Consider the following 19,591-nt stretch of genomic DNA (forward strand, 5'->3'; position numbering starts at 1 on the left):
TAGTGAGTATTTTTCATAAGCTTATGAGTGAATCGCATATGGGCTCAGCAACGACAGTCATTCTCGATGGCGGCATGGGCCGCGAACTGCAACGCCGGGGCGCGCCGTTCCGACAGCCCGAGTGGTCGGCGCTGGCCTTGAGCGAAGCGCCCCAGGCGGTAGAAGCCGTGCACGCGGCCTACATTGCCAGCGGCGCCAACGTGATTACCAGCAACAGCTATGCCGTGGTGCCGTTTCATATCGGCGAAGCGCGTTTCGCCGCAGAGGGTCAGGCGTTGGCAGCACTGGCCGGAGAGTTGGCGCAGCGAGCGGTGCAGGCTTCAGGCAAAGCGGTGCGGGTGGCCGGATCGCTGCCGCCGCTGTTCGGTTCCTATCGGCCGGATCTATTCGACGTCTCCCGCGTCCGTGAACTGTTGGCGCCATTGGTAAACGGCCTGGCGCCCCACGTCGACTTGTGGCTGGCCGAGACCCAGAGTTCCACGGTCGAAGCGCGGGCGATTCACGCCGGGCTACCAAAGGACGGCAAGCCGTTCTGGCTGTCGTTTACCCTCAAAGACGAAGACACTGACGAAGTGCCGCGCCTGCGTTCCGGCGAACCGGTGGCGGACGCTGCGGCGGTCGCGGCCGAACTGGGGGTTGAGGTGCTGCTGTTCAACTGCAGCCAACCGGAGGTGATCGGCGCGGCAATCGACGCGGCGCGGGAAACCTTCGAGGGCCTGGGCGTGAAGATCCACATCGGAGCCTACGCCAACGCCTTCCCGCCACAACCGAAGGAAGCGACGGCCAACGATGGGCTGGATCCGCTGCGCGAAGACCTTGATCCGCCAGGCTATCTCCAGTGGGCGGCGGACTGGCAAAAACGCGGGGCCAGCCATCTGGGCGGCTGCTGCGGGATCGGGCCGGAGCATATTGCGGTGTTGGCGCAAAAGCTGGTCTGAACTTGATGAAATAACCTGTGGCGAGGGAGCAAGCTCCCTCGCCACAGATCCGTGAGATCTTGCTGACATTTGGGCTTACGCTTTTCTCCAAAGCCTGTAGCCCCACCTATACATATGTACGTCATTCCCGCTGAAACGGCGCGATAGGGTCCCAGCCCTACTCATCACCGGGACACCTGAATGACTGCCTTCCCTGAAAATGCACCTGGCGTGACGCCGCAGGCTGCTGGCGTACTGCTCAAACCCATCAGCCTGTTACCCCACGGTTTTCGATTTCAACCTCATGAATTCGCCGATCAATGGCTAAATCAATGGGGTCTTGTCGGCGATACGCGGGTACAAGTCACCTATCAAGAGGTCGAGACAGTCGATTCGGCCGCTCAAAGAAAAACCTCATCGGTGCCGCTGCGTGACGCGGTGACACGAGGCTTTTTGATCGCCCATCAAAGCAGGGCGACCGCTGAGCCTTCTCCGCGCGAGGGTTGGGTTTATCCCCACCGAAGTCATATGTCCCTGGACTTCTCGTCACTGCGGGTCAACGGCAAAGGTCTTTCACCAGACGTTTTGCAGCAACTGCACACCGGCATTGCGTCCGGCTACCAGGGCATTGGGCAGCCGGTCATTACTGAGGTGGACGCCCAAGGCAATCTGCTCAGCCCCCGTGAAAAAGAACAAGTCAGGCAACTGGGGCACTTGGATGTCAATCAGGTGAAGCTGGCGCGTCTGTTCGCTGCTTTGCCAACGTTCGACACCGTGCTCAAGCGTCTGCTGGTCAGCCGCATCAAGGCAAAGATCCCTGAGCGCAAATTCCACACTTCACTGCTCCAGGGCATCGACCCGGATCACTGGTACGTGAACCAGTTTAGCGTGGACTCATTCGGTGGGCGTTCATTGACAGCCTCACAGTGCTTTACCGACGTGATGTTGGGCTGTTTAGCGACGGATACACCGCCCACTTACTCGCGCGGTGGCGTGGGCTTCTACACCCGTCCGGATTCGGTGGAAGAGGTCGACAGCGTATTCGTCAGCCCGCTGGACGCGAAAATTCCAGCGCTCATGGAGTCCGTGTTCTATATCGCCGAACCCGCGACCAATGACAGCTTGAAGCAGCAGTTCCGTGACGATCTCAGCGCCTTTCGCCATGACAGAAACGGCGCAGACGCGCTCGATACGTCGACCACTGAAGCGGCACTTGCTCATCTGTTGTCCCGGCGGTTCCTGCATCTTTTCGACTTGTACAAAGTCGATCGGGATCCGGCCACCCCGTTAACCCAAAGTGCGCGAACCCTGCAGGATGAAGAGGATCGCCTGCTGGACCTCATCACCACTCACCCGTCCATGGAGGACAGAAGCCGTTTGCAGCGAGCGCCCATTCCCCATGTCTATGTCGTCATGCTCGACATGGGCGCCGCGAAGCCACAGAAATGGCCCGCTGCGATGGTGATCAAGCGCACGGATCAGCCTTCGCTGTTCCTGTACTCCCTTGAGGGGGGAATACAGCGCTTCCGTTCTTTCCAGGACCTGGTCAATCACGTCAGCCCGACCTACGCGGGACAAAAGTGTGGGATCCGGGACATTGCTTCTGAACTGCCAGGGTCTGTTTTTGCCGTGGCGGCGGATGACCTGCTGCAGCAGCAACGCGCCGCGCTGGAAACGGTCCTGAATGCCTCGGGAAACCAGACACTTCCTTTGGCGGCTTATGCGCTGAAGGTTGAAGATGCGCTGGGGTTGCCCGTGTTGTCGCTGGCCGGGCCGCTGGCGGTGCGTCGGGAAATCCTGGTTGAAAACAACCGTGCCGATTTTTATGCAACTGCGACACGTGCGGAAAAATCGAACTACCGCAGCCTGGAAACGCAGGTATTGGAAGCCGCCTACACACTGACGGGTAGCGATATCCCGACGTTGTCGCAGTTCACTCGCCAGAAGATCAAGCAGTACCTGCAACACGCGGTGTACCCCGGCGTTGATCCCGACCCGGACAAGACCCTGGTCACGCTCTCCTATGGCAAAGGCGCCAACCCAAGGCAGTCACGTATCGTCAGCCTGACCGAGTTGATGCTCGATAACCTGCGCCCGGCTCAATACCCGAACGCAATGAGAGAAGTGCTGGCCGTCTACCTTGTCGATCAAGATGGCCAGCGTATCCGGCATCCGGCCGACGGCTTCCCGATCACATTGACGGGGCGCGAGCTTGCCAGGATGGCGACGCATATTGATGCCGGTGGCCGTTATGAAACCCTGCTCAGGAAGGACATGAATAAACCTGACTACAAAGCAGCCTGGCAGGCGGCGTACCTGGCCAATATGAAATTCAAAGGCTATGAGGCCGGGCTCAGGGGCGATGAAGTCTTCAAGACCACCGTGTTCGATAGGGCCTTCCATCCACCCAAGCCCAAGAAGTTGATTGCTCTCTGGCAGCAGGCTGTTCTGCAATCGCCCGTTGCCGAGACACGTGCCCTGGTCCAGGGACGAAGGGTGCAGGTCTATGCGCTTGTGCTGGGTGGAAGTGTCGGGGCTGGCGAACAGCATGGGACGATGGGTAATGCGATCAGCATTGATGGCGTCCTGGTTTTTTCCGATCAGGACGGGCCGGACTTCAAGGGAACCGTGGGGGTTTATTTTCCGGACAGCCCCGAGGGTAATGACTATCATGAGTTTTCCAGCCTGGGCGAGGGGGTGGCGGGGCTGTTGCAACAAGAGCAATGGCAGGGATATTTCCGCTCACGCATTTGCACCCTCGATCCTGAAGAGATAAAGCGCACGTTGGGGCAACAACGTGGCCGACCGTTGATCCGCGGCGCGTTGATCCCTGGCAATCTTCTCGAGGCCCTCCACCGCGCGCACGTCAACTTCCATAGCGCGTATGCCGATCACCGCTCCAACAGCAACCGGGATGTTCATCGCCAGACGTCTGCCAGGCTGGTGATGATGGCGATGGAAACGTTCATGGACCTGGCCGGCATCCTCCTGGTCCCCGGCTTCCAACTGCTCAAGAGCGCCATCAAGACCGGCTGGTTGATGGTCAGGACCGGCGCTGTTCCAGCGAACCTGGCTACCTTGGCCTTTGTCCACAGAGTGGCCAATTATGGCGGACGAGGGGTGGCGGGTGGCGTGAGTGTTCCGGTGCGGGGGCAGTCCTCTTTCCTGGCCCTGACGGCCCGCCAGAGCCAGGGCGAAACATTGGCTGGCCTGCCTTTGGAAGACGCGCTTTACCGCCGTTATGCCGTGACAGATACCTCGTTGCTACAAGGGCTCGCCGCCGATGCCCAGGGCTTTTATCGCCCCACGGTCAATAACAGCGTCACGCGTGCGGTGTACGTGCGACAACCCGATGGGACGGTGTTCCGGGTGCACGACCATACGAAGTTGACGGCGACCGAGGCCACCCTTGTCGACCCTGCTACCGGGTTGAGTATCCGTTCCAGTGGCGTGATGCGAAGTACCGTTGCCCGGATGCCCAACGGAGAGTGGCGTGCGGTTGGATTTGGTCAGGGCGGCGGGAAACGCCCGGCAGGTAGCTCTCCACAACCAGGCCCTTCCAAACCCAAAGTGCCTGCTCTGTCGCTTCGTGCTTCCGAATGGGTACGGACCGCTGGTCATTGGGACAACGACATCATGGACCTGGTCCCCTCTGTCATGACTCGTCTTCCGAGCTGGCCGCAGAACCGGAGCTTGCTGATCATGGACGAAATAACCGCAGGGCGTAGTTGGTCAGTACGCTTCACGCCAGGGCAAGACGAGCGTTTCTATCGGATGAGTCAGCACCCCGATAGATCATCCACGGATATCGTCTTGAGGCGAACGGCTGAAAATCACTACAGTTTGATTTTGGGTAGGCGGGTCGTTGAGATTCCCGCCGATGGCGATTGTTTTTTCAATGCCGTCGCCCGTGGGCTCAATGAAGGGCAGGCGCAGGAAGCCTTCACGATGCAAGGGCTGCGTAATGCAACTGCCGATTATATCGTTGGACATCCGCAAATCAGCCGCTTCGTGATGCAGCCGGCCACCGGCTTGCAATTGGCGCTCTCCGACATCGCGCCATGGTTGCAAGAGCTCTTGGAGGAGGCAGCGCTCTCTGATCTCACTCGGATTGTCTACAACGCCCCCAACCCACATCGCTTGTTCCAGCCGGTTCTGGATCACCTTGACCGTCACGCCAACAGCTTGGGCCGAAGGACGCTGGACGCAGCGCGGGACGGCATCCTGCCGCCGGAGCTGTTGCAGGAGATCGGGCATTATCTATCGGTTCGGTCTCCGGAGCGCCTGATGCCAAGTAGCGCGCCCTTTTACACTCAGGAAACGCAGTCCTTGCGCAGGTTCTTCGAAGACGTGCTGCTGGGGCCCATCGACGATTTGCATCTGACCGAACTGCTCAATAACGAACACCTTCAACTTTCTCAGGATGTGATCCATATCATGCTTGAGTATGGTGTCAGGGCTCGACAGTTGACCGACCATCATCCAAGGAATGAGCTGGCTTACGTAAAATACAATGAGACCCTGCACGGCCATTTGGACGATGATCAACTGGATGATTTACTGGAAGGTGCTGATCTGGTGGATCAGGCCGATCTGAATGAAGTAAAGCAAAGGTATCAACGTGAGTCGGGCGTCACCATTAATGACGATGCCAAGTTAATGAACCAGTTCATGTATTACGATCAGGTAGAAGACACCATCGATCTGCTCAGCGTTGCCCTCGGGCGGTTTCCCGATTTGCAGCGACGGGCTAATCTGCTTCTTCGCTCAACGGTGATTTCCTCGAACCTCGGCGGCATGCTGCCGGTCAATGTCCTTGCCAGGTGGCTACGTGATCCGAAGCTGTCTGAGGCGCGGCTTGGGATCATTGCGGAATATGCCAATACCCGCTACACCGAAGTGATTGACGACGGCACGATAAGTATTGACTGGATGCAGCCGTTCGATGATCAGAATCTGAACAGTATTATCCGGCAGCAAGACAGCCTGACGAGATTTGTAGAGTTTCTGGGGTGGGTACAATCGGAAGCCGAAACGCCAGCAGTGGTAGGTTTGTTTAGCGTTTCGGGACAAGCTGTTTCTAATACCAGGGTTTCGATTTTATTAAGTACGCCGAATATTTTTAATTTGATCCAGCGCTTCCCGAGGGATCACGCTATACAAATATGGGAGGACCTCGTTGGGCCGTATTTCAGCGATGCCGCTGTTCGAGCCGCGCTCAGGCAACCTGGCTCGCTTCGTTCAGAGTTGGATATTGCAAGGGCGTTAAGAGTTGGGCTTGGCGTGGACGGGAGGCGCGCGAACCAAATCGTTAGAGATTCACTCGGTGTTGGCCAGCGACAGGCTCAACAATATCTCTACAATTTTGAGTTCCCAGCCAATCGTTTGGGCCACAGGCTTTTGGACTTTGCATTGTATTTGGAAAGCCACATGGCGGTGCCCGATTGGGCCTGGCGATACCTGAGGCAGGGCGTCACGCGCGAAACGCTCAAGCCATTTGGAGCCAAAAAGAAACCTTGATCGCTTAGTCGCGGGCTACTTACAGCTCTGATGCAAGTCGCCCCATCGCCATTCCCCGCAAGGATTGGCGGTGGGGTCGTCAACTACGTGATGGACGCCGAGCCGGCTCGCCGAAACGGGCCGTCAGCCACCGACAGCGGATGTCCGACACTCTACTAGCCCTCGCACTTGCCCACTTTCGCTCTGATTCTCCTCACTCAACCACTGCTCGAATCCTGCCGCGATCTCCGGCCAACCCGAATCCAGTATTGAGTACCACGCCGTATCTCGGTTCTGCCCCTTGACCACCATGTGCTGGCGGAACACCCCTTCAAACGTGAACCCCAACCGCTCGGCCGCGTATTTGGAGCGGGCATTGCCGTTGTTGCACTTCCATTCCAGCCGGCGATAACCCAGGGCGAAAGACTCCTTGGCCAGCAAATAAACCGCCTCGGTGCTTTTCGGCGAACGCTGCATCGGCGCGCCGAAGGTCACATGGCCAATCTCGATGCGGCCCTGGGCCGGGACGATGGACATCAGGCTGAGAATGCCCTGCACCTCGCCACTGACGCGGTCGATCACGCTGAAGAAATACGGGTCGGTGTTGGCCGCATGGTTGTTCAGCCAGGCATCGAACGCGCCGCGATCCGTGAACGGACCATAGGGCAAGTAATCCCAGAGCTTCGGGTCGGCGCCGGGGCCTTCAAGGGCTTGCCAGAGGCCATCGGCATGCCGCGCCGGGTCGAGCTTTTCCAGGCGGATGAAACGCCCTTGGAGCACCTGTGCAGAGGGCGCCGGGACACCTTTCCAATCGGCGAGTGAAGTCGACATGCTGCGCTCCTTAAAGGGCTTTGCGAAATTGAATGAAGCCTGGGCGCTCGGCGATGCGCTCGTACAGCTGGATCGCCGTGGCGTTGGTTTCGTGAGTCAACCAGTGCACCTTGCAGCAACCATCGGCCTTGGCGGTGGCGTAGACGAATTCGATGAGCTGGCGACCTACACCGCTGCCACGGCTCTGTTCCGTTACCAGCAGGTCTTGCAGGTAGCAGGAATTCTCGATGCTCCAGTTCGAACGGTGATAGATAAAGTGCACCAGGCCCACCGCCGTGTCGCCATCCCAGGCGAGGGCAGCATGGGTCGGTTCATGCTCATCGAGCAAGCGTTGCCAGGTGCTTTGGCTGACGGCGTCCGACAATTGGGTTTTATAGAACCGCAGGTAGGCTTGCCACAGCGGCAGCCAGGCGGCGTGAGCGTCGGCGCTGACGAGGCGGATTTCAGGTTGGCTCATGTTCACTCCTTGGACAATTGTTCAGGCATCAGGTGGGCGAGCGCCCGGTCCTGCGGGTCGGGGCTGGCGGCGAGGCCGTTGCGTACGCCAGCGACATCCGCGGGGCTACGGTTCTGGCTGAGCTTGCGCTTGCCTTCCAGGCGCTGGATGGGCAGGGCGAAGCCGACGATGGCTTTGAGCATGCTGTCGATGTAATCGGGCGGCGCGTCATCGATCTTCCACGGCTGCTCGCGACCGGTTTCGTGGCGGTCGGTGAGGGCGCCCACCAGGTTGCGCAGGCGATGAGCATCGCTGAACACCTCAGCGCTGCCGTAGGCGTGTACGGCCACGTAGTTCCAGGTCGGCACGACTTTGCCGTGTTCGGCCTTGCTGGCGTACAGCCCTGGGCTGACGTAGGCATCGGCCCCGGCGAATATCACCAGGGCTTCGGCGCCGGCTTCGAGGTCGCGCCATTGTGGATTGGCCCGGGCCATGTGGCCGTAGAGGCTTCCGTTCGGACCTTGTTGCGTGTCCAGCAGCAACGGCAGATGACTGGCCTGCAAGCCGTGTTCACCTTGAGTGATCAAGACGGCCAGGCGGCAATCACCCATCATGGCATGCAGTTGAGGCAGGTCTTCGACGGCAAAGGCTTTAGGGTTGTACATGACGATTTTCCTTGGCGAATGCGAGCATCCTAGGCAGGCTATTGGTCTGTTGTAAGAGCCACTTACGGCCAATTCGATAGGTCCATTCGTGAGGGCTGTCATGCACAACGCCGCGCCGCCATTGTCGTTCAACCCCGCTGGCATCGAGCTGGACCGCCGCCAGGGGCTCAGCCGCCAGCTCTACCAGGCCTTGCGTGCCCGGGTGCTCGATGGGCGCCTGGCCAGCGGCACGCGCCTGCCGGCCAGCCGCGACCTGGCGGCGGCCTTGTCGATTTCGCGCAACAGCGTGGTGCGGGCGTACGACCAGCTCTACGCCGAGGGTTTCATCGAAGGACGGGTCGGTGACGGTACTTATGTGGCGAAACTGTCCTCGACGGCGCTGCCGCTGAAAAACATATCCACAAAAGTATCCACAGGGTTTTCAACAGGCTTACCCACAGCCTTATCCACAGATTGGCTGGATTTGCCTGTGGGTCCATCCAGTAAAGTTATCCACAGTGATGCGCTCACCGTGTCAAAAAACACCATTTGGCCCAGCCACCCAGTGGCCCGCCACGGGCGTTCAGGGTCGGTGTGCCGGCTTTCGATCTGTTCCCTTTCGACGTCTGGGCCAAGCTGAATGCGGCTTTCTGGCGCAAGCCGGACCTGCAACAGCTGTGTTATGGCGACTCCCAAGGGGATGCGCGCTTGCGCGGGCTGATCGCGGCGTACTTGCGCAGCTCCCGGGGGCTGCACTGCACGGCTGAACAAATTGTGATCACCAGTGGCGCGCAGCAGGGCATCAGCCTTTGTGCACAGCTGTTGGTGGACCCGGGCGACGTCGTGGCGGTGGAAAATCCCGGCTATCGCGCGGCCGGGCATGCGTTCGCCGTTGCCGGGGCCGATGTCAGGGGCGTGCCGGTGGATGGCGACGGCTTGGATTGCGCCGCGCTGGGCGCGTTGAGCCACTGTCGGCTGGCCTACGTCACCCCGTCCCATCAATACCCGACCGGGGTGGTCATGAGCCTGCCACGGCGGCTGGAGTTGCTGGCCTGGGCTGAGCGCAACGACGGCTGGATCGTCGAGGATGACTACGATGGCGAGTACCGCTACAGCGGCGCGCCGCTGGCGCCCTTGGCTGCTCTGGATCGCCAGGGGCGGGTGCTTTACGTCGGCACGTTCGGCAAAGTGGCGTTCCCGGCCCTGCGCCTGGGCTACCTGGTGCTGCCGCCAGGCCTGGTCAACGCCTTTGCCCGACGGCGCGCCGTGGACGTGCGCCACTCCGAAGTCAGCACCCAGGCGGTGATGGCCGAGTTCATGGCCGCCGGGCATTTCCAGCGGCACATCCGGCGTATGCGCAGGGCCGCCCTGGTTCGGCGAGATGCGTTGCTGGCGGGCTGGCCCGAGGCGGTTGCGGGTGTCGGTGCCCTGCCCACCGTCGTGGCCGGGCTGCATCTCACGGTCCCGGTAGAGAGCATCGAGCGCGAGCGTGAACTGATCGCCCAAGCGACGAGTGTGGGTGTGGAAATCAATGGCCTGAGCAGTTATTGGTTGCCCAACACACCGACGCCGGTGCGCGCCGGGCTGGTGCTGGGGTTTGCGGCGGTCCCGCCAGCGGCGATTGGCACCGCGCTGGCGAACCTGTCGAAGGCTTGGAAACCCTGAGGGCGCGCCACCGGGGCATCGGCGGCGGACCTGGTTTTATGGTCGCTCCTTTGGAAAAAACACCTGCTGGGCGTGGTCCACGGCAATTTCGCTACGGTAATGATTGATCAACTGACGCTGGCTGAAGCCTTTTGTAGAAACCTCGGCCCCCCCCAGAACCACCTGCTCCACTGTTTTCAGGCGTGCCGAAAGGAACGTACGGGCGGGTACCCAGTTTGTGGAGTAGTGAAAGTCGGCGAACCAGAGCGTCTTGCTGGTCTTCCTGTCCTTGATTTCATACCTGTCGAGGAAACCATGTATGGGGCCCTTGATGCGTTGTCGGTTGATCCGTTTGGTGATGGAAATCCGGTTTCGATCTTTCAGCCAGATCACGCCACTCATGGTGGGTGGGCTTTGTTTGATGATGTTCAGTACGGTTTCGAACTCCTGCTCATAGAGCGCCTTCGATTCTTTTTTGAGGCGCAATCGCAAGGCTTCGGCCGAGCGCTGCTGCGCTTCTGATGTTTCAATCGTCTCGTTGGTGACAACGCTTTGCGCCTGGTCGAGTGCCTTCCGGATCGCGATGCCGACCTTCTCCATCCGGCTGGCGTGTGCATTGAGGATCATCGTCACGCCGGCCGGTGTCCGGCCTGGCTGTTTCAGGTCTTGTTCAATTTGCGCGTTGAACGCGGTCAGCCCGTCGATCAGGGCTTGGCCTTTGCGAACGCTCGTATCCAGCGAAGGGACTGCCAGGGGAGGCGGGTCGGACATCATGTGGGGCGCCCATTCGCCGGTTTCCTTGCGGTGGAACGAGGCGATGATTTCATCCGAGAACGGATTCTTCACATCGACCCAATCCGTTTCCTCGTGCAACTGCGATAAGCGAGGCTCGCCACTGATGACGCCCCAGAAGCGGGCCCTGATGAATTTTTTCCTGGGCCGTGGACGTGGCTCATGAGCGCGGCCTGATCTTCGCCGGTTGCTTCGCTCATCGAGGGCTTGGGCCAACTGGCGCAACGCTCGTCTTCCACAATCGCCTATCTGCCGGGTCAGGCGAGTGAGCTGTGCAGGGCTGGCGCTGTCCTGGTATTCGCTACCCATGTAGTCGAGATGTTCTTCGATGGCGGCGAACTGTTCCGTCAGGCTGCCCAGTGCATCGATTTGTTCATCCAGCCGGATCATGCTTCGCTCATCCACGGCGTCGCGCAGGCTTTGGAAGGCCACCGTAGCGTTGTCGACAATCCGGTTAATTTCCACCCAGCTTTCAGGCATCGTCTCGACGCTTTCAAGAGACAGGCAGAGGTGGCGGTACATATCCAGCTGGATAAGTCGCAGATCGTCACTTTTGTAGACCGGCATCTTTGCGCGGTACTGGCGGACAAACTCAAAGCCTTCGCGTCCCATCTCCTTGAGCCTGGAAAAACGTGTCTCCATGTAGTCCAGGCGCTCGATCATGTCGTGACCGGCGTTGATCATGGCGTTGGCAGCATCGATGTGTTGTTGCTCCAGTACCTTGACCTCGGACGTGATCATGCCCATGGCATCGGTCAGGGCAGGCGTAAAACGCTCTCGCAATACATCCATTTCTGCGAAGGTGAAATTCACTTGCGCATTCAGGTAACCAAGGCTGACGCGAGGGTAATCGGGGCGTGACTGAAAGACCGGCCATTCAATCAGGGTCCTCAGCGCTTTTTCGTAGTTTTCTCGTTGGGCTTCCAGGGTCGTCAGATACGCCTCACGCTTGGTTTCCCGGGCCGCGCCGGACGCCTGGTTCATTTCCTGCGCGTCCATGGTCAGCAACTTCTGGTTCGCCGGTTTCTGTTCTTCAAACTGGTTGAGTTCGGCCAGCAGCTCAACGCTGCGGCGCCGTGCCTCGGCGACGACCCTCTGCCGGGCACCTTTCGAGCCGCCGCCGCGTAAGCGCAAGCGGGTATCGATCTGCCACTGGCCGTGCGCATCATGGATCAGCGGAGGGCCGGTGCGGGCTCCATCAATGATGCAGACCTGGTCGCCCTCTACGGTGACCTCGAACCATTTTCCCGCCATTTTCGCGTACCACTTCCTACCCGTCGCATAGAGGCCCCTGAGCGCGCCTTCGGCCCTGGGTTGCCCAGGTGAGTCGGGGGCCGCGATGCTGAAGCTATCGAGCAGATTGGCGCGCTTGCTCGACCTGCCGATCAACGCACCACTGGTATGAACGACCTCGTAGTGCTCTTGCGGCAGCTCTGGCTTGGTGAGCGGCGCGAGCGTTTCGATAGTGAGCTTGGGTTTGGGCACTGGCGGGATTTGTGGCGGGGCAATCTCCGGGGCTTCTGTCGGACGGCTACCTTTGCTCGCCCTGGTGCGGTCAATCACGTAATGGATGATCCCCAAGGAGACGTTCAACAACACATCGACAAAGAGCGCCCACTTGTCCTGACTATTGGTTTCTTCGTCACTCTGCGTCAGCTGTTCAAGGTCGTCCAGGATTTGCCAGAGCCAGGTCGCGGTGGCCACCGTGGTGCCGAGGTAGGGCAGCGCCAGGTTGAAAATCAGCCAACCGGCCTGCTTGAAAGACTCCCAACGGCTTTCGCGATTGGAGACCGACTGATGATCGGCGAGCGTGACCAAGGCATTGGCGTTGGCCCGGAACAACAGTGGCAGGAAGTCGGCGCCCAGGGTCTCGTCGCCAAGGCTGACAGGACCGTTATTGGACAAGGTCTCCAGCGGGGCTGCCACGAACTCCACGATGGTCCAGGGCGAGGGCAGGGCGCCTGGAAAGACATCTCGGCCATAGGTTTCTCGTACCCCATCGGGCAGCCACGCCAGTACCGATTGGCGCAAGGGCGCATTTTGCCTGATGGTGTACAGCAAGTTGCTGTACGACGGGAATTGCCACAGCTGCGGTTCAAGCAACGGTCGATAAATCAGGCAAGGACCGGCACTTGGCGTCTGCGGGCCGATCACGAACATGTTGGCAACGATATCCTCTGAAAGCCCCAGCTGCAGCTCGGGCACGAAAGCCAGTTTGCGCAGGACGATGGTTTGCCCGTCTACCTTGCGGTCGGCTTCCTGGGGTTCCATCAGTGCCGCGACATAACGGCAACCGCGCTCATCGATATTGCCCCGCCCACGGAGTTTGCCTTCCAGTGCAAGCATGGGCAGCTGTATGCGCAACTGTGAGGTGTACAGCTTTTCGCGGCGGCTCGACTCCGCCGGGTCATCGAGCAGTTTTTGCTTGATCAGGTCGGGATAAAACCGACCGATGTCGACCTGCGTGATGAGATTCTCGATGTAGTCCACCGTCAACCAGGCGGGCAACACGGTCGCGTCGAGGGCCCCCACCGTTTTGTTGCCCGGAGGCAGTGCAATCAGGTTTTGCAGTGCCAGTTCGACGAGGTTGAACCGGGTGGTATCCAACTTGAAGGGCACAACGAAGGTGCCCCAGACCACGGGGCTTTTTATCTCGATCTCGATTTTTTCCGGGTCCAGCGTCGATGCATCGCGGTGGTCCGCCAGCATCTGCGTTTTCAGCGCGTGCGACGCATAATTCTTGATGAGGGGAATATCGTCCAGGTAGGTTTTTCCGGCGTGGGAGCTGCTCAGCGCCGAGAGGTTTTTCATGTATTGGGCGAACAGGATCTGGTCGGAGATCGGCGCGCTCTGCAGCCATTCGGGCAACTGTTTTTGGAACCAGCTTTCGCCAGGTCCTATGTCCAGCCCGCTGGGGGCCGGTGGTTCGTCATCAGCAAAGGTTGGATTCAGACTGATGCTGGGGATGCCGAGGATCTTGACCTGCACCGCGATGATCCCGCAGGCCTTGCTATCGAAAATATTGCCGTCGGGTTCATAGAGCCGCCAGCGAATCTTCGTCGGGTGGACCAAGGTCCCCAGGTGATCGGAAAGGGCTTGTCCCAACGCATGCCGTGAAGCGAACTTCTGGTAGCCGTTGAGCAACGAGTGCACAAGGATGACCTCTTTGTTGTCGATCAGGCCGATCAGCACCACCAGCGAGTTTTCATTGACGCGGTTGACCTCGTCGCCGTCGACCTCCTCGATGTCGACCAGATACGCGTGGCTGTCATAGCTGTCCTTGCGGTCTTGTGGGTCGGGGTACAGGAATAGTTGCCGGGCCATGTCGCATTCAGTCGCCGTCCAGCCCTCGATCTGCTTGACGTCCCAGAGCTTGCTCAGCGTGTGGGAGAGTTCATGCCAGCGTGGGCCGTAATTGCCGAACGGCATGTTCCAGTACGCCAGTTGCTGCTCCTGGCTGGCCGGCACCATGGCCGGCACCAGCTCGTTGATCAAACGGCCGATCTGGTCGATGCGCACCGGCAAATGCACCTCGGGCGCGGTGATCGGCAGTTGGGTCAGGAAGTGCAGCCCTTCAATCAACAACGTGGGTTTGCTCTGGTCCACCCTCGAAGCCAGCAAATCGCTGAGCGATTCATAGCGGGTGGGACGCGCCACGATCTCGCCACCAACAATGTCCCAGGCCGGTTCGCCGATGACGGTGGTAAGCGGGTCGAGATCCAGTGATGGGTACAGCTTCTTGAGCGCATTGCGCAGCAGCATGGCCGCCACTTCCGGGTAGGTGGGGCCTGCGAGCAGCTGGTTGAGCAGCGCGCTCCTGATGCTCGCATTGAACTCCGGGGCGGTGCCGGTAGGGTCCGATGTCATCTGAGTTGTCCCTCTCTCGAGATAGATGAAAAACCCAAAGCCGAACGCTTCGGGGTTTCCATGCTAGAGAGGCAGGAAACGGGGCTGGTGGTAACTATGTATACGCTGGTGGGAGCAAAGCTTGCTCCCACAATGGCCGTTATCCCCCAACGGCCTTTACTGGCCGGATTTTACCCGCGTCCAGGCCCGCGTACGCGCGCGTTCGGCATCCCGGGGCAACGGTTGCAAAGTGTAGAGCGAGGCCATGGCCGCCTCGGTCGGGTACAGGTTGGGGTTGCCGCGAATCGCCGGGTCGACCATTTCGGTGGCGTCCTTGTTCGGGTTCGGATAACCCACAAAATCGCTGACCGGCGCGATCACCTGCGGCTGCAGCAAGTAGTTGATGAAGGTGTAGGCGTCGTCCGGGTTTTTCGCGCCTTTGGGGATGGCGAGCATGTCGAACCAGATCGGCGCGCCTTCCTTGGGCAGGCGCATGTCCACCGTCACGCCGTTCTTGGCTTCCTTGGCCCGGTTGGCGGCCTGGGAAAAGCTGCCGGAGTAGCCCACCGCCACGCAGATATCACCGTTGGCGATGTCGGCCATGTACTTGGACGAGTGGAAATAGGTGATGTATGGGCGCACCTTCATCATCAGCGCTTCGGCCTTGGCGTAGTCCGCCGGCTTCTTGCTGTTGGGGTCCAGGCCCAGGTACTGCAAGGCCAGGGGCAGGATCTCCGACGGCGAATCGAGCAGCGCCACGCCGCACTGCTTGAGCTTGCTGAGGTTCTCTTCCTTGAAGATCAGGTCCCAACTGTCCACCGGCGCGTTGTCGCCCAGGGCGGCCTTGACCTTGTCCGGGTTGAAGCCGATCAGGATGGTGCCGTACATGTAGGGCACGGCGAACTTGTTGCCCGGGTCGTTGGCTTCGATCAGCTTCATCAGCTTGGGGTCGAGGTGGTTCCAGTTCGGCAGCTTGCTGCGGTCCAGGGGCTGGAACACTCCGGCTTCGATCTGCTTGGCCAGGAACACGTTGGACGGCACCACCACGTCATAGCCGGAGTTGCCCGTCAGCAGCTTGGCCTCCAGGGCCTCGTTGGTGTCGAAGATGTCGTAGACCAGCTTGACCTGGCTGTTCTGCGCCTTGAAATCCTCCAGGGCCTTGGGCGTGATGTAGTCGAACCAGTTGTAGACGCGCAAGGTGCGCTCCTCGGCCTGGGCAGCGCCGCAAAGCAGCGCGGCGCACACGGCGGGAGCCATTAAACGCTTGAGTCTGTTCATGCTGTTATTCCTCATGGGGCGCTTTGGAAACCTTCAAGAACGTTCACGGCATTGATGCCGATTTCTGCCACCGCGTAGCCGCCTTCCATCACGAACAGCGTTGGTTTGCCGAGCGCCGCGATGCGCTTGCCCATCGCCAGGTAATCCGGGCTGTCGAGCTTGAATTGCGAGATGGGGTCGTCCTTGAACGTGTCCACGCCCAGGGACACGACGATGACATCGGCGTCGTAACCCTGGATCTGCCCACAGGCCTGCTCCAGCGCCGCGCTCCAGGTGTCCCAGCCCGAGCCGGCCGGCAACGGGTAGTTGAAGTTGAAGCCCTCACCGGCGCCCTCGCCATACTCATCCGCATAACCCAGGAAAAACGGAAACTCCGCTTCCGGATGGCCGTGGATCGACGCGAACAACACGTCGCTGCGCTCATAGAAAATCGATTGGGTGCCGTTGCCGTGGTGGTAATCCACATCCAGGATGGCGACCTTCTTCTGACCCTGGTCGAGAAAGGCCTGGGCGGCGATGGCCGCGTTGTTGAGGTAGCAATAACCGCCCATCAAATCGCCAGCGGCGTGGTGCCCCGGTGGACGGCACAAGGCAAAGGCACTGCGCGCACCACGCTGGATGTCCGCCTGGGCGGTGAGGGCCACTTGTGCGGCGCTGTAGGCCGCCTGCCAAGTGCCGGCGGTAATCGGCGCGCCGGCGTCGAAACTGTAGTAACCCAATTGACCGTGCAGGCTCGTGGGGATGACCGTGCGAAAGGTCCGCGCCGGCCAAGTGAAGGGCAACAAATCGCCCTCGCGGTGGTACTTGGCCCAGCGGTCCCAGGCACCTTTGAAAAATTCCAGGTACGCCGCGCTGTGGATACGCAGGATAGGCCCCAGGCCAAAATCCTGCGGCGCCTCCACCGGCCCCAGCCCCTGCGCCTTGACCCGCTCCAACACGTGATCGGCTCGGGACGGCATTTCGAAGCAAGGCATCAATTGCCCGTCCATCAACTCGCAGCGGCCGTGGTGCAGGTGGTGATCGTCTGAGTAGATCGTCAGCATTTTTTTGTTCTCCGCAAGGCTGGTCGGTTTGAACACAGTCTTGCGGTGTGGGGCGTTTCAGAGAACGGCAGGAGAGGCCAAAAGGGGATCGAAATGGCCAATAAGTTTGACCGTAAATCGCCCCTTGTTGGCGCGGGTTTGCGCTGGTTCGGGGCGTTGGGAACCAGGGCTATCTGAGGCCATATAATGACGGGGTAGCGAAGTGTTGAAGCGAGCCTTCCAGCTTGAAAGCCAGCTTCGTTTTTTTGTTGCCAGCCGCTAAATAAAAAGCGGCCGATGGGCCGCCTAATGCTTACTTTGTGGGGGTTACGCGCTGGCAGATAGCTTGACCAAGCGCGAGCCTGCGAGTGCACCATCAGGCTCATCGGAGGACCCACGACGGATGCGGTCGAGTATCCGCAAATCCATTGAGCTTGTGACACGAGCTTTGCGCAAGCCGCGTACGTACAAGCAGTCAAAGTTGTCCTGCCCTTTATGTTTGCCGGCCTTCCCGCGTTGGGTTGCTTTCAATTTGCTCATTTTTCGATCACCTCTGAAATGATGCTATTACTCATCAAGAGTCAACACAAGGGCACCGTTTACCATCTGAAATTCATTTTCGACGTATATAGGGACTGCACCGGGTAACGGGCTATCTATTTCAATGAGTTCCGCACCAATGATCTTGCAGTACTGAGTAACGGCAAGCACGCAAAGCTGGATGACTCTTCTCTTCAACGGGTGTGAACCACTCTCCCGCTTGGGATGGCCTTCCAGTAGTTTGATCCGTACAACGGTGCGTTTGCCGCTGGGTGTGGCGAAGCATAGACCGCACAGTAGATTCCCGTACCACAGCGCAAGGTCAAGATGTCGGGCATCGCTTTTGATGACCTCTGGAGAGTCATGCCAGGGGAAGCCATGGTCTGATTCCCATAGATTAAATTGTTCGAGCGCATCAGCATCGATGTTGCCGAAGCGCACCAGTGCAAAATCAACACCAGACGCTCGTTCAGGATCTGCTGGTTCTTGTGCTAGCAACGTCAATAGCTCGTTGGAAGCTGTACGGGCCGCACAGGCATAAGCCCGCCATTCCTCATATTTGCGCCGTATAACTTTCCCCACTTCCAAATCCTTGATATCAACTTTTTTCGCACCCCCCTCTAGAAGAATGTGATGCTTAAAGTGTTTCAGCAATTACTGACAGGATTGGCCGCCAAGCCTTTCGCTGATGTCAGCGACGAGGAGACGATAGGGGTTGAATGTATGGCCCACAAGTCGGCGGGTTCCGGCGTAGTTGTAGGCAAAGGCACAAGGATGCGTGGCTTGGCGGAAGGGCTGAGCAATCCGTCAGACGCGCCTTACAACCCGTGGCGAGGGAGCTTGCTCCCGCTGGGCTGAAGCGGCCCTAAAATCTTGCGGTCGCTGCGCCGCCGAGCGGGAGCAAGCTCCCTCGCCACGGGGTTGGTGGTGCTGCGGTTAGCGTGGATCGACGTTATCCAACACTCGGTTCGCCAGCAATGAACTCATCTCGATCAATTGCTGAATGCCAAGGGCGATGTGGCGGCGGGGGCCTTCCAGGTCGAAGGCGAGGTTGCTGATCATCGCGTCGGCGGATGCCAGGTTTTCGCTGAGGTTGGCGAGCAGGCATTCGTTGTCGGCGTTTTTTTTCACGGTGAAGAGCTGGTCTGGATTGGATGCTTCTTCGGACTTTTCCGGTTTCGGTTGCAGGTAATAATCCAAGGCGCGCCTTTCTGCTTCGTCTTGTTTTTTCGTTTTGGATTTGGTGGACGCAGAGGTGCGATCTGCTTCAGGGGGATTCGGTGTTGGCTTGAACATGTGCTGATACTCCATGGTTAAGCCGCAACCTCTTCCCTACTAAAAGAAGGGTGGCGGCTGTACGCAGGTTAGTAGACCGGGGAGATCAGCATTGCCGGCGCGCCGAAGCGCCCTGCGCACAGCCACCATCAAGGACAGGTTAGGAACCTGCTTGGATGGAGAGCTCGTGCATCTTACTGACACAACCTCGGGCTACTAAACCCGACCACTGATGGGCAGTGGCAGGGAAACGATAGAACCCATGAGCAAGGCGCACAAGCGGGCGGATTCTGGCGTAGTTGTAGGCAATGGCGCAAGGATTCGTAGCTTGGCGGAAGCGTTGCGCAGGGTGAATAAACAAGCCTTCGTAATGCCCAGGATTCGGGGCAAGGGAGCTTGCTTTCGCTCGGTGGCGCAGCGGTTTTTCTGTAGGAATGCGTCGCCTTTTTTGGGGCTTCTGCGCAGCCCCGCGGGGCGGTGCGACGTTTCGCTGAATCCCCTCGCCACAGGTCGAGCGTCGTTGACCGCCCCGAGGTGATCACAGAATGAGCGCATACCGCCAACCCCCTAATGTTGGGAGCGAGCTTGCCCGCGAAGGCGGCAGCACGTTACACCTGATCTGAAGACATACACGGCCTGTGGCGAGGGAGCTTGCTCCCGCTCGGCGGCGCAGCCGTCGTAAACCTTAAATACCATGATGAGCCGTTCCAGTTCGGGGTGAACGCCGCTTGCAATATTTAGCCTGTCGTATGGAGGCTGCTTCGGTTGATGGCTTGTATTCAGGGTGCGGTGCGTGATTCCAGGTCTATTTCCGCAGGCCATCGCACCTTGGGCGCCAAACGGCGCGCGAGGTTGAAGGTCACGTCT

Annotated in this window: 10 protein-coding genes and 1 pseudogene; 3 read left to right on the forward strand and 8 right to left on the reverse strand. The window is 59.4% G+C overall.

Translation table 11 applies throughout. The features are described 5' to 3' along the window. Positions 1-38 precede the first annotated feature (38 nt). The gene (locus tag AACY31_RS13495; protein ID WP_339479922.1) at positions 39-938 is read left to right on the forward strand and encodes a homocysteine S-methyltransferase family protein; all 900 of its coding nucleotides are present in this window, start codon (positions 39-41) and stop codon (positions 936-938) included. A gap of 180 nt (positions 939-1,118) precedes the next feature. Beyond that, positions 1,119-6,437 carry a dermonecrotic toxin domain-containing protein gene (locus tag AACY31_RS13500; RefSeq protein ID WP_339504560.1) on the forward strand — a complete coding sequence of 1,773 codons (5,319 nt, stop codon included), beginning with the start codon at positions 1,119-1,121 and terminating at the stop codon, positions 6,435-6,437. 123 nt (positions 6,438-6,560) lie between these two features. Here AACY31_RS13500 and AACY31_RS13505 read toward each other — a convergent pair whose 3' ends face one another. From AACY31_RS13505 to AACY31_RS13515, 3 genes are read right to left on the reverse strand one after another with little or no spacing between them, the layout of a single operon-like run. Further along, on the reverse strand, positions 6,561-7,247 hold the full coding sequence (locus tag AACY31_RS13505) for a GNAT family N-acetyltransferase (RefSeq protein ID WP_339479925.1): 687 nt from the start codon (positions 7,245-7,247) through the stop codon (positions 6,561-6,563). A 10-nt stretch (positions 7,248-7,257) separates the two neighbouring features. Further along, entirely contained in the window at positions 7,258-7,704 is a 447-nt protein-coding gene (locus AACY31_RS13510) for a GNAT family N-acetyltransferase (RefSeq protein WP_339479927.1), read from the reverse strand. A 2-nt stretch (positions 7,705-7,706) separates the two neighbouring features. Further along, entirely contained in the window at positions 7,707-8,348 is a 642-nt protein-coding gene (locus AACY31_RS13515) for an FMN-binding negative transcriptional regulator (RefSeq protein WP_339504561.1), read from the reverse strand. 100 nt (positions 8,349-8,448) lie between these two features. Here AACY31_RS13515 and pdxR point away from each other — a divergent pair. Continuing rightward, a pseudogene (gene pdxR, locus AACY31_RS13520) lies at positions 8,449-9,992 on the forward strand (MocR-like pyridoxine biosynthesis transcription factor PdxR). Positions 9,993-10,028: 36 nt separating this feature from the next. Here pdxR and AACY31_RS13525 read toward each other — a convergent pair. From AACY31_RS13525 to AACY31_RS13545, 5 genes are all read right to left on the reverse strand, one after another. Continuing rightward, positions 10,029-14,630, reverse strand: a complete 4,602-nt coding sequence (locus AACY31_RS13525) for a dermonecrotic toxin domain-containing protein (RefSeq protein ID WP_339504562.1) — start codon at positions 14,628-14,630, stop codon at positions 10,029-10,031. Between the two features lie 156 nt (positions 14,631-14,786). Then, the gene (locus tag AACY31_RS13530; RefSeq protein WP_339504563.1) at positions 14,787-15,887 is read right to left on the reverse strand and encodes a polyamine ABC transporter substrate-binding protein; all 1,101 of its coding nucleotides are present in this window, start codon (positions 15,885-15,887) and stop codon (positions 14,787-14,789) included. Positions 15,888-15,898: 11 nt separating this feature from the next. Beyond that, on the reverse strand, positions 15,899-16,930 hold the full coding sequence (locus AACY31_RS13535; protein ID WP_339504565.1) for a histone deacetylase family protein: 1,032 nt from the start codon (positions 16,928-16,930) through the stop codon (positions 15,899-15,901). Positions 16,931-17,476: 546 nt separating this feature from the next. Continuing rightward, a complete protein-coding gene (locus AACY31_RS13540; RefSeq protein WP_235862380.1) occupies positions 17,477-18,103 on the reverse strand; it encodes a hypothetical protein in 627 nt (208 codons plus the stop codon). A 282-nt stretch (positions 18,104-18,385) separates the two neighbouring features. Then, entirely contained in the window at positions 18,386-18,745 is a 360-nt protein-coding gene (locus AACY31_RS13545) for a DUF6124 family protein (protein WP_339504566.1), read from the reverse strand. Positions 18,746-19,591: the final 846 nt, after the last annotated feature.

It is taken from the genome of Pseudomonas sp. RL_105y_Pfl2_101 (assembly GCF_963970585.1).
GTDB lineage: Bacteria > Pseudomonadota > Gammaproteobacteria > Pseudomonadales > Pseudomonadaceae > Aquipseudomonas.

What these genes read in the sequence shown, in the direction of transcription:
- AACY31_RS13495 (WP_339479922.1), top strand. Translation starts at nt 39, where the DNA reads ATGGGCTCAGCAACGACAGTCATTCTCGATGGCGGCATGGGCCGCGAA.
- AACY31_RS13500 (WP_339504560.1), top strand. Translation starts at nt 1,119, where the DNA reads ATGACTGCCTTCCCTGAAAATGCACCTGGCGTGACGCCGCAGGCTGCT.
- AACY31_RS13505 (WP_339479925.1), bottom strand. Translation starts at nt 7,247, where the DNA reads ATGTCGACTTCACTCGCCGATTGGAAAGGTGTCCCGGCGCCCTCTGCA.
- AACY31_RS13510 (WP_339479927.1), bottom strand. Translation starts at nt 7,704, where the DNA reads ATGAGCCAACCTGAAATCCGCCTCGTCAGCGCCGACGCTCACGCCGCC.
- AACY31_RS13515 (WP_339504561.1), bottom strand. Translation starts at nt 8,348, where the DNA reads ATGTACAACCCTAAAGCCTTTGCCGTCGAAGACCTGCCTCAACTGCAT.
- AACY31_RS13525 (WP_339504562.1), bottom strand. Translation starts at nt 14,630, where the DNA reads ATGACATCGGACCCTACCGGCACCGCCCCGGAGTTCAATGCGAGCATC.
- AACY31_RS13530 (WP_339504563.1), bottom strand. Translation starts at nt 15,887, where the DNA reads ATGAACAGACTCAAGCGTTTAATGGCTCCCGCCGTGTGCGCCGCGCTG.
- AACY31_RS13535 (WP_339504565.1), bottom strand. Translation starts at nt 16,930, where the DNA reads ATGCTGACGATCTACTCAGACGATCACCACCTGCACCACGGCCGCTGC.
- AACY31_RS13545 (WP_339504566.1), bottom strand. Translation starts at nt 18,745, where the DNA reads ATGTTCAAGCCAACACCGAATCCCCCTGAAGCAGATCGCACCTCTGCG.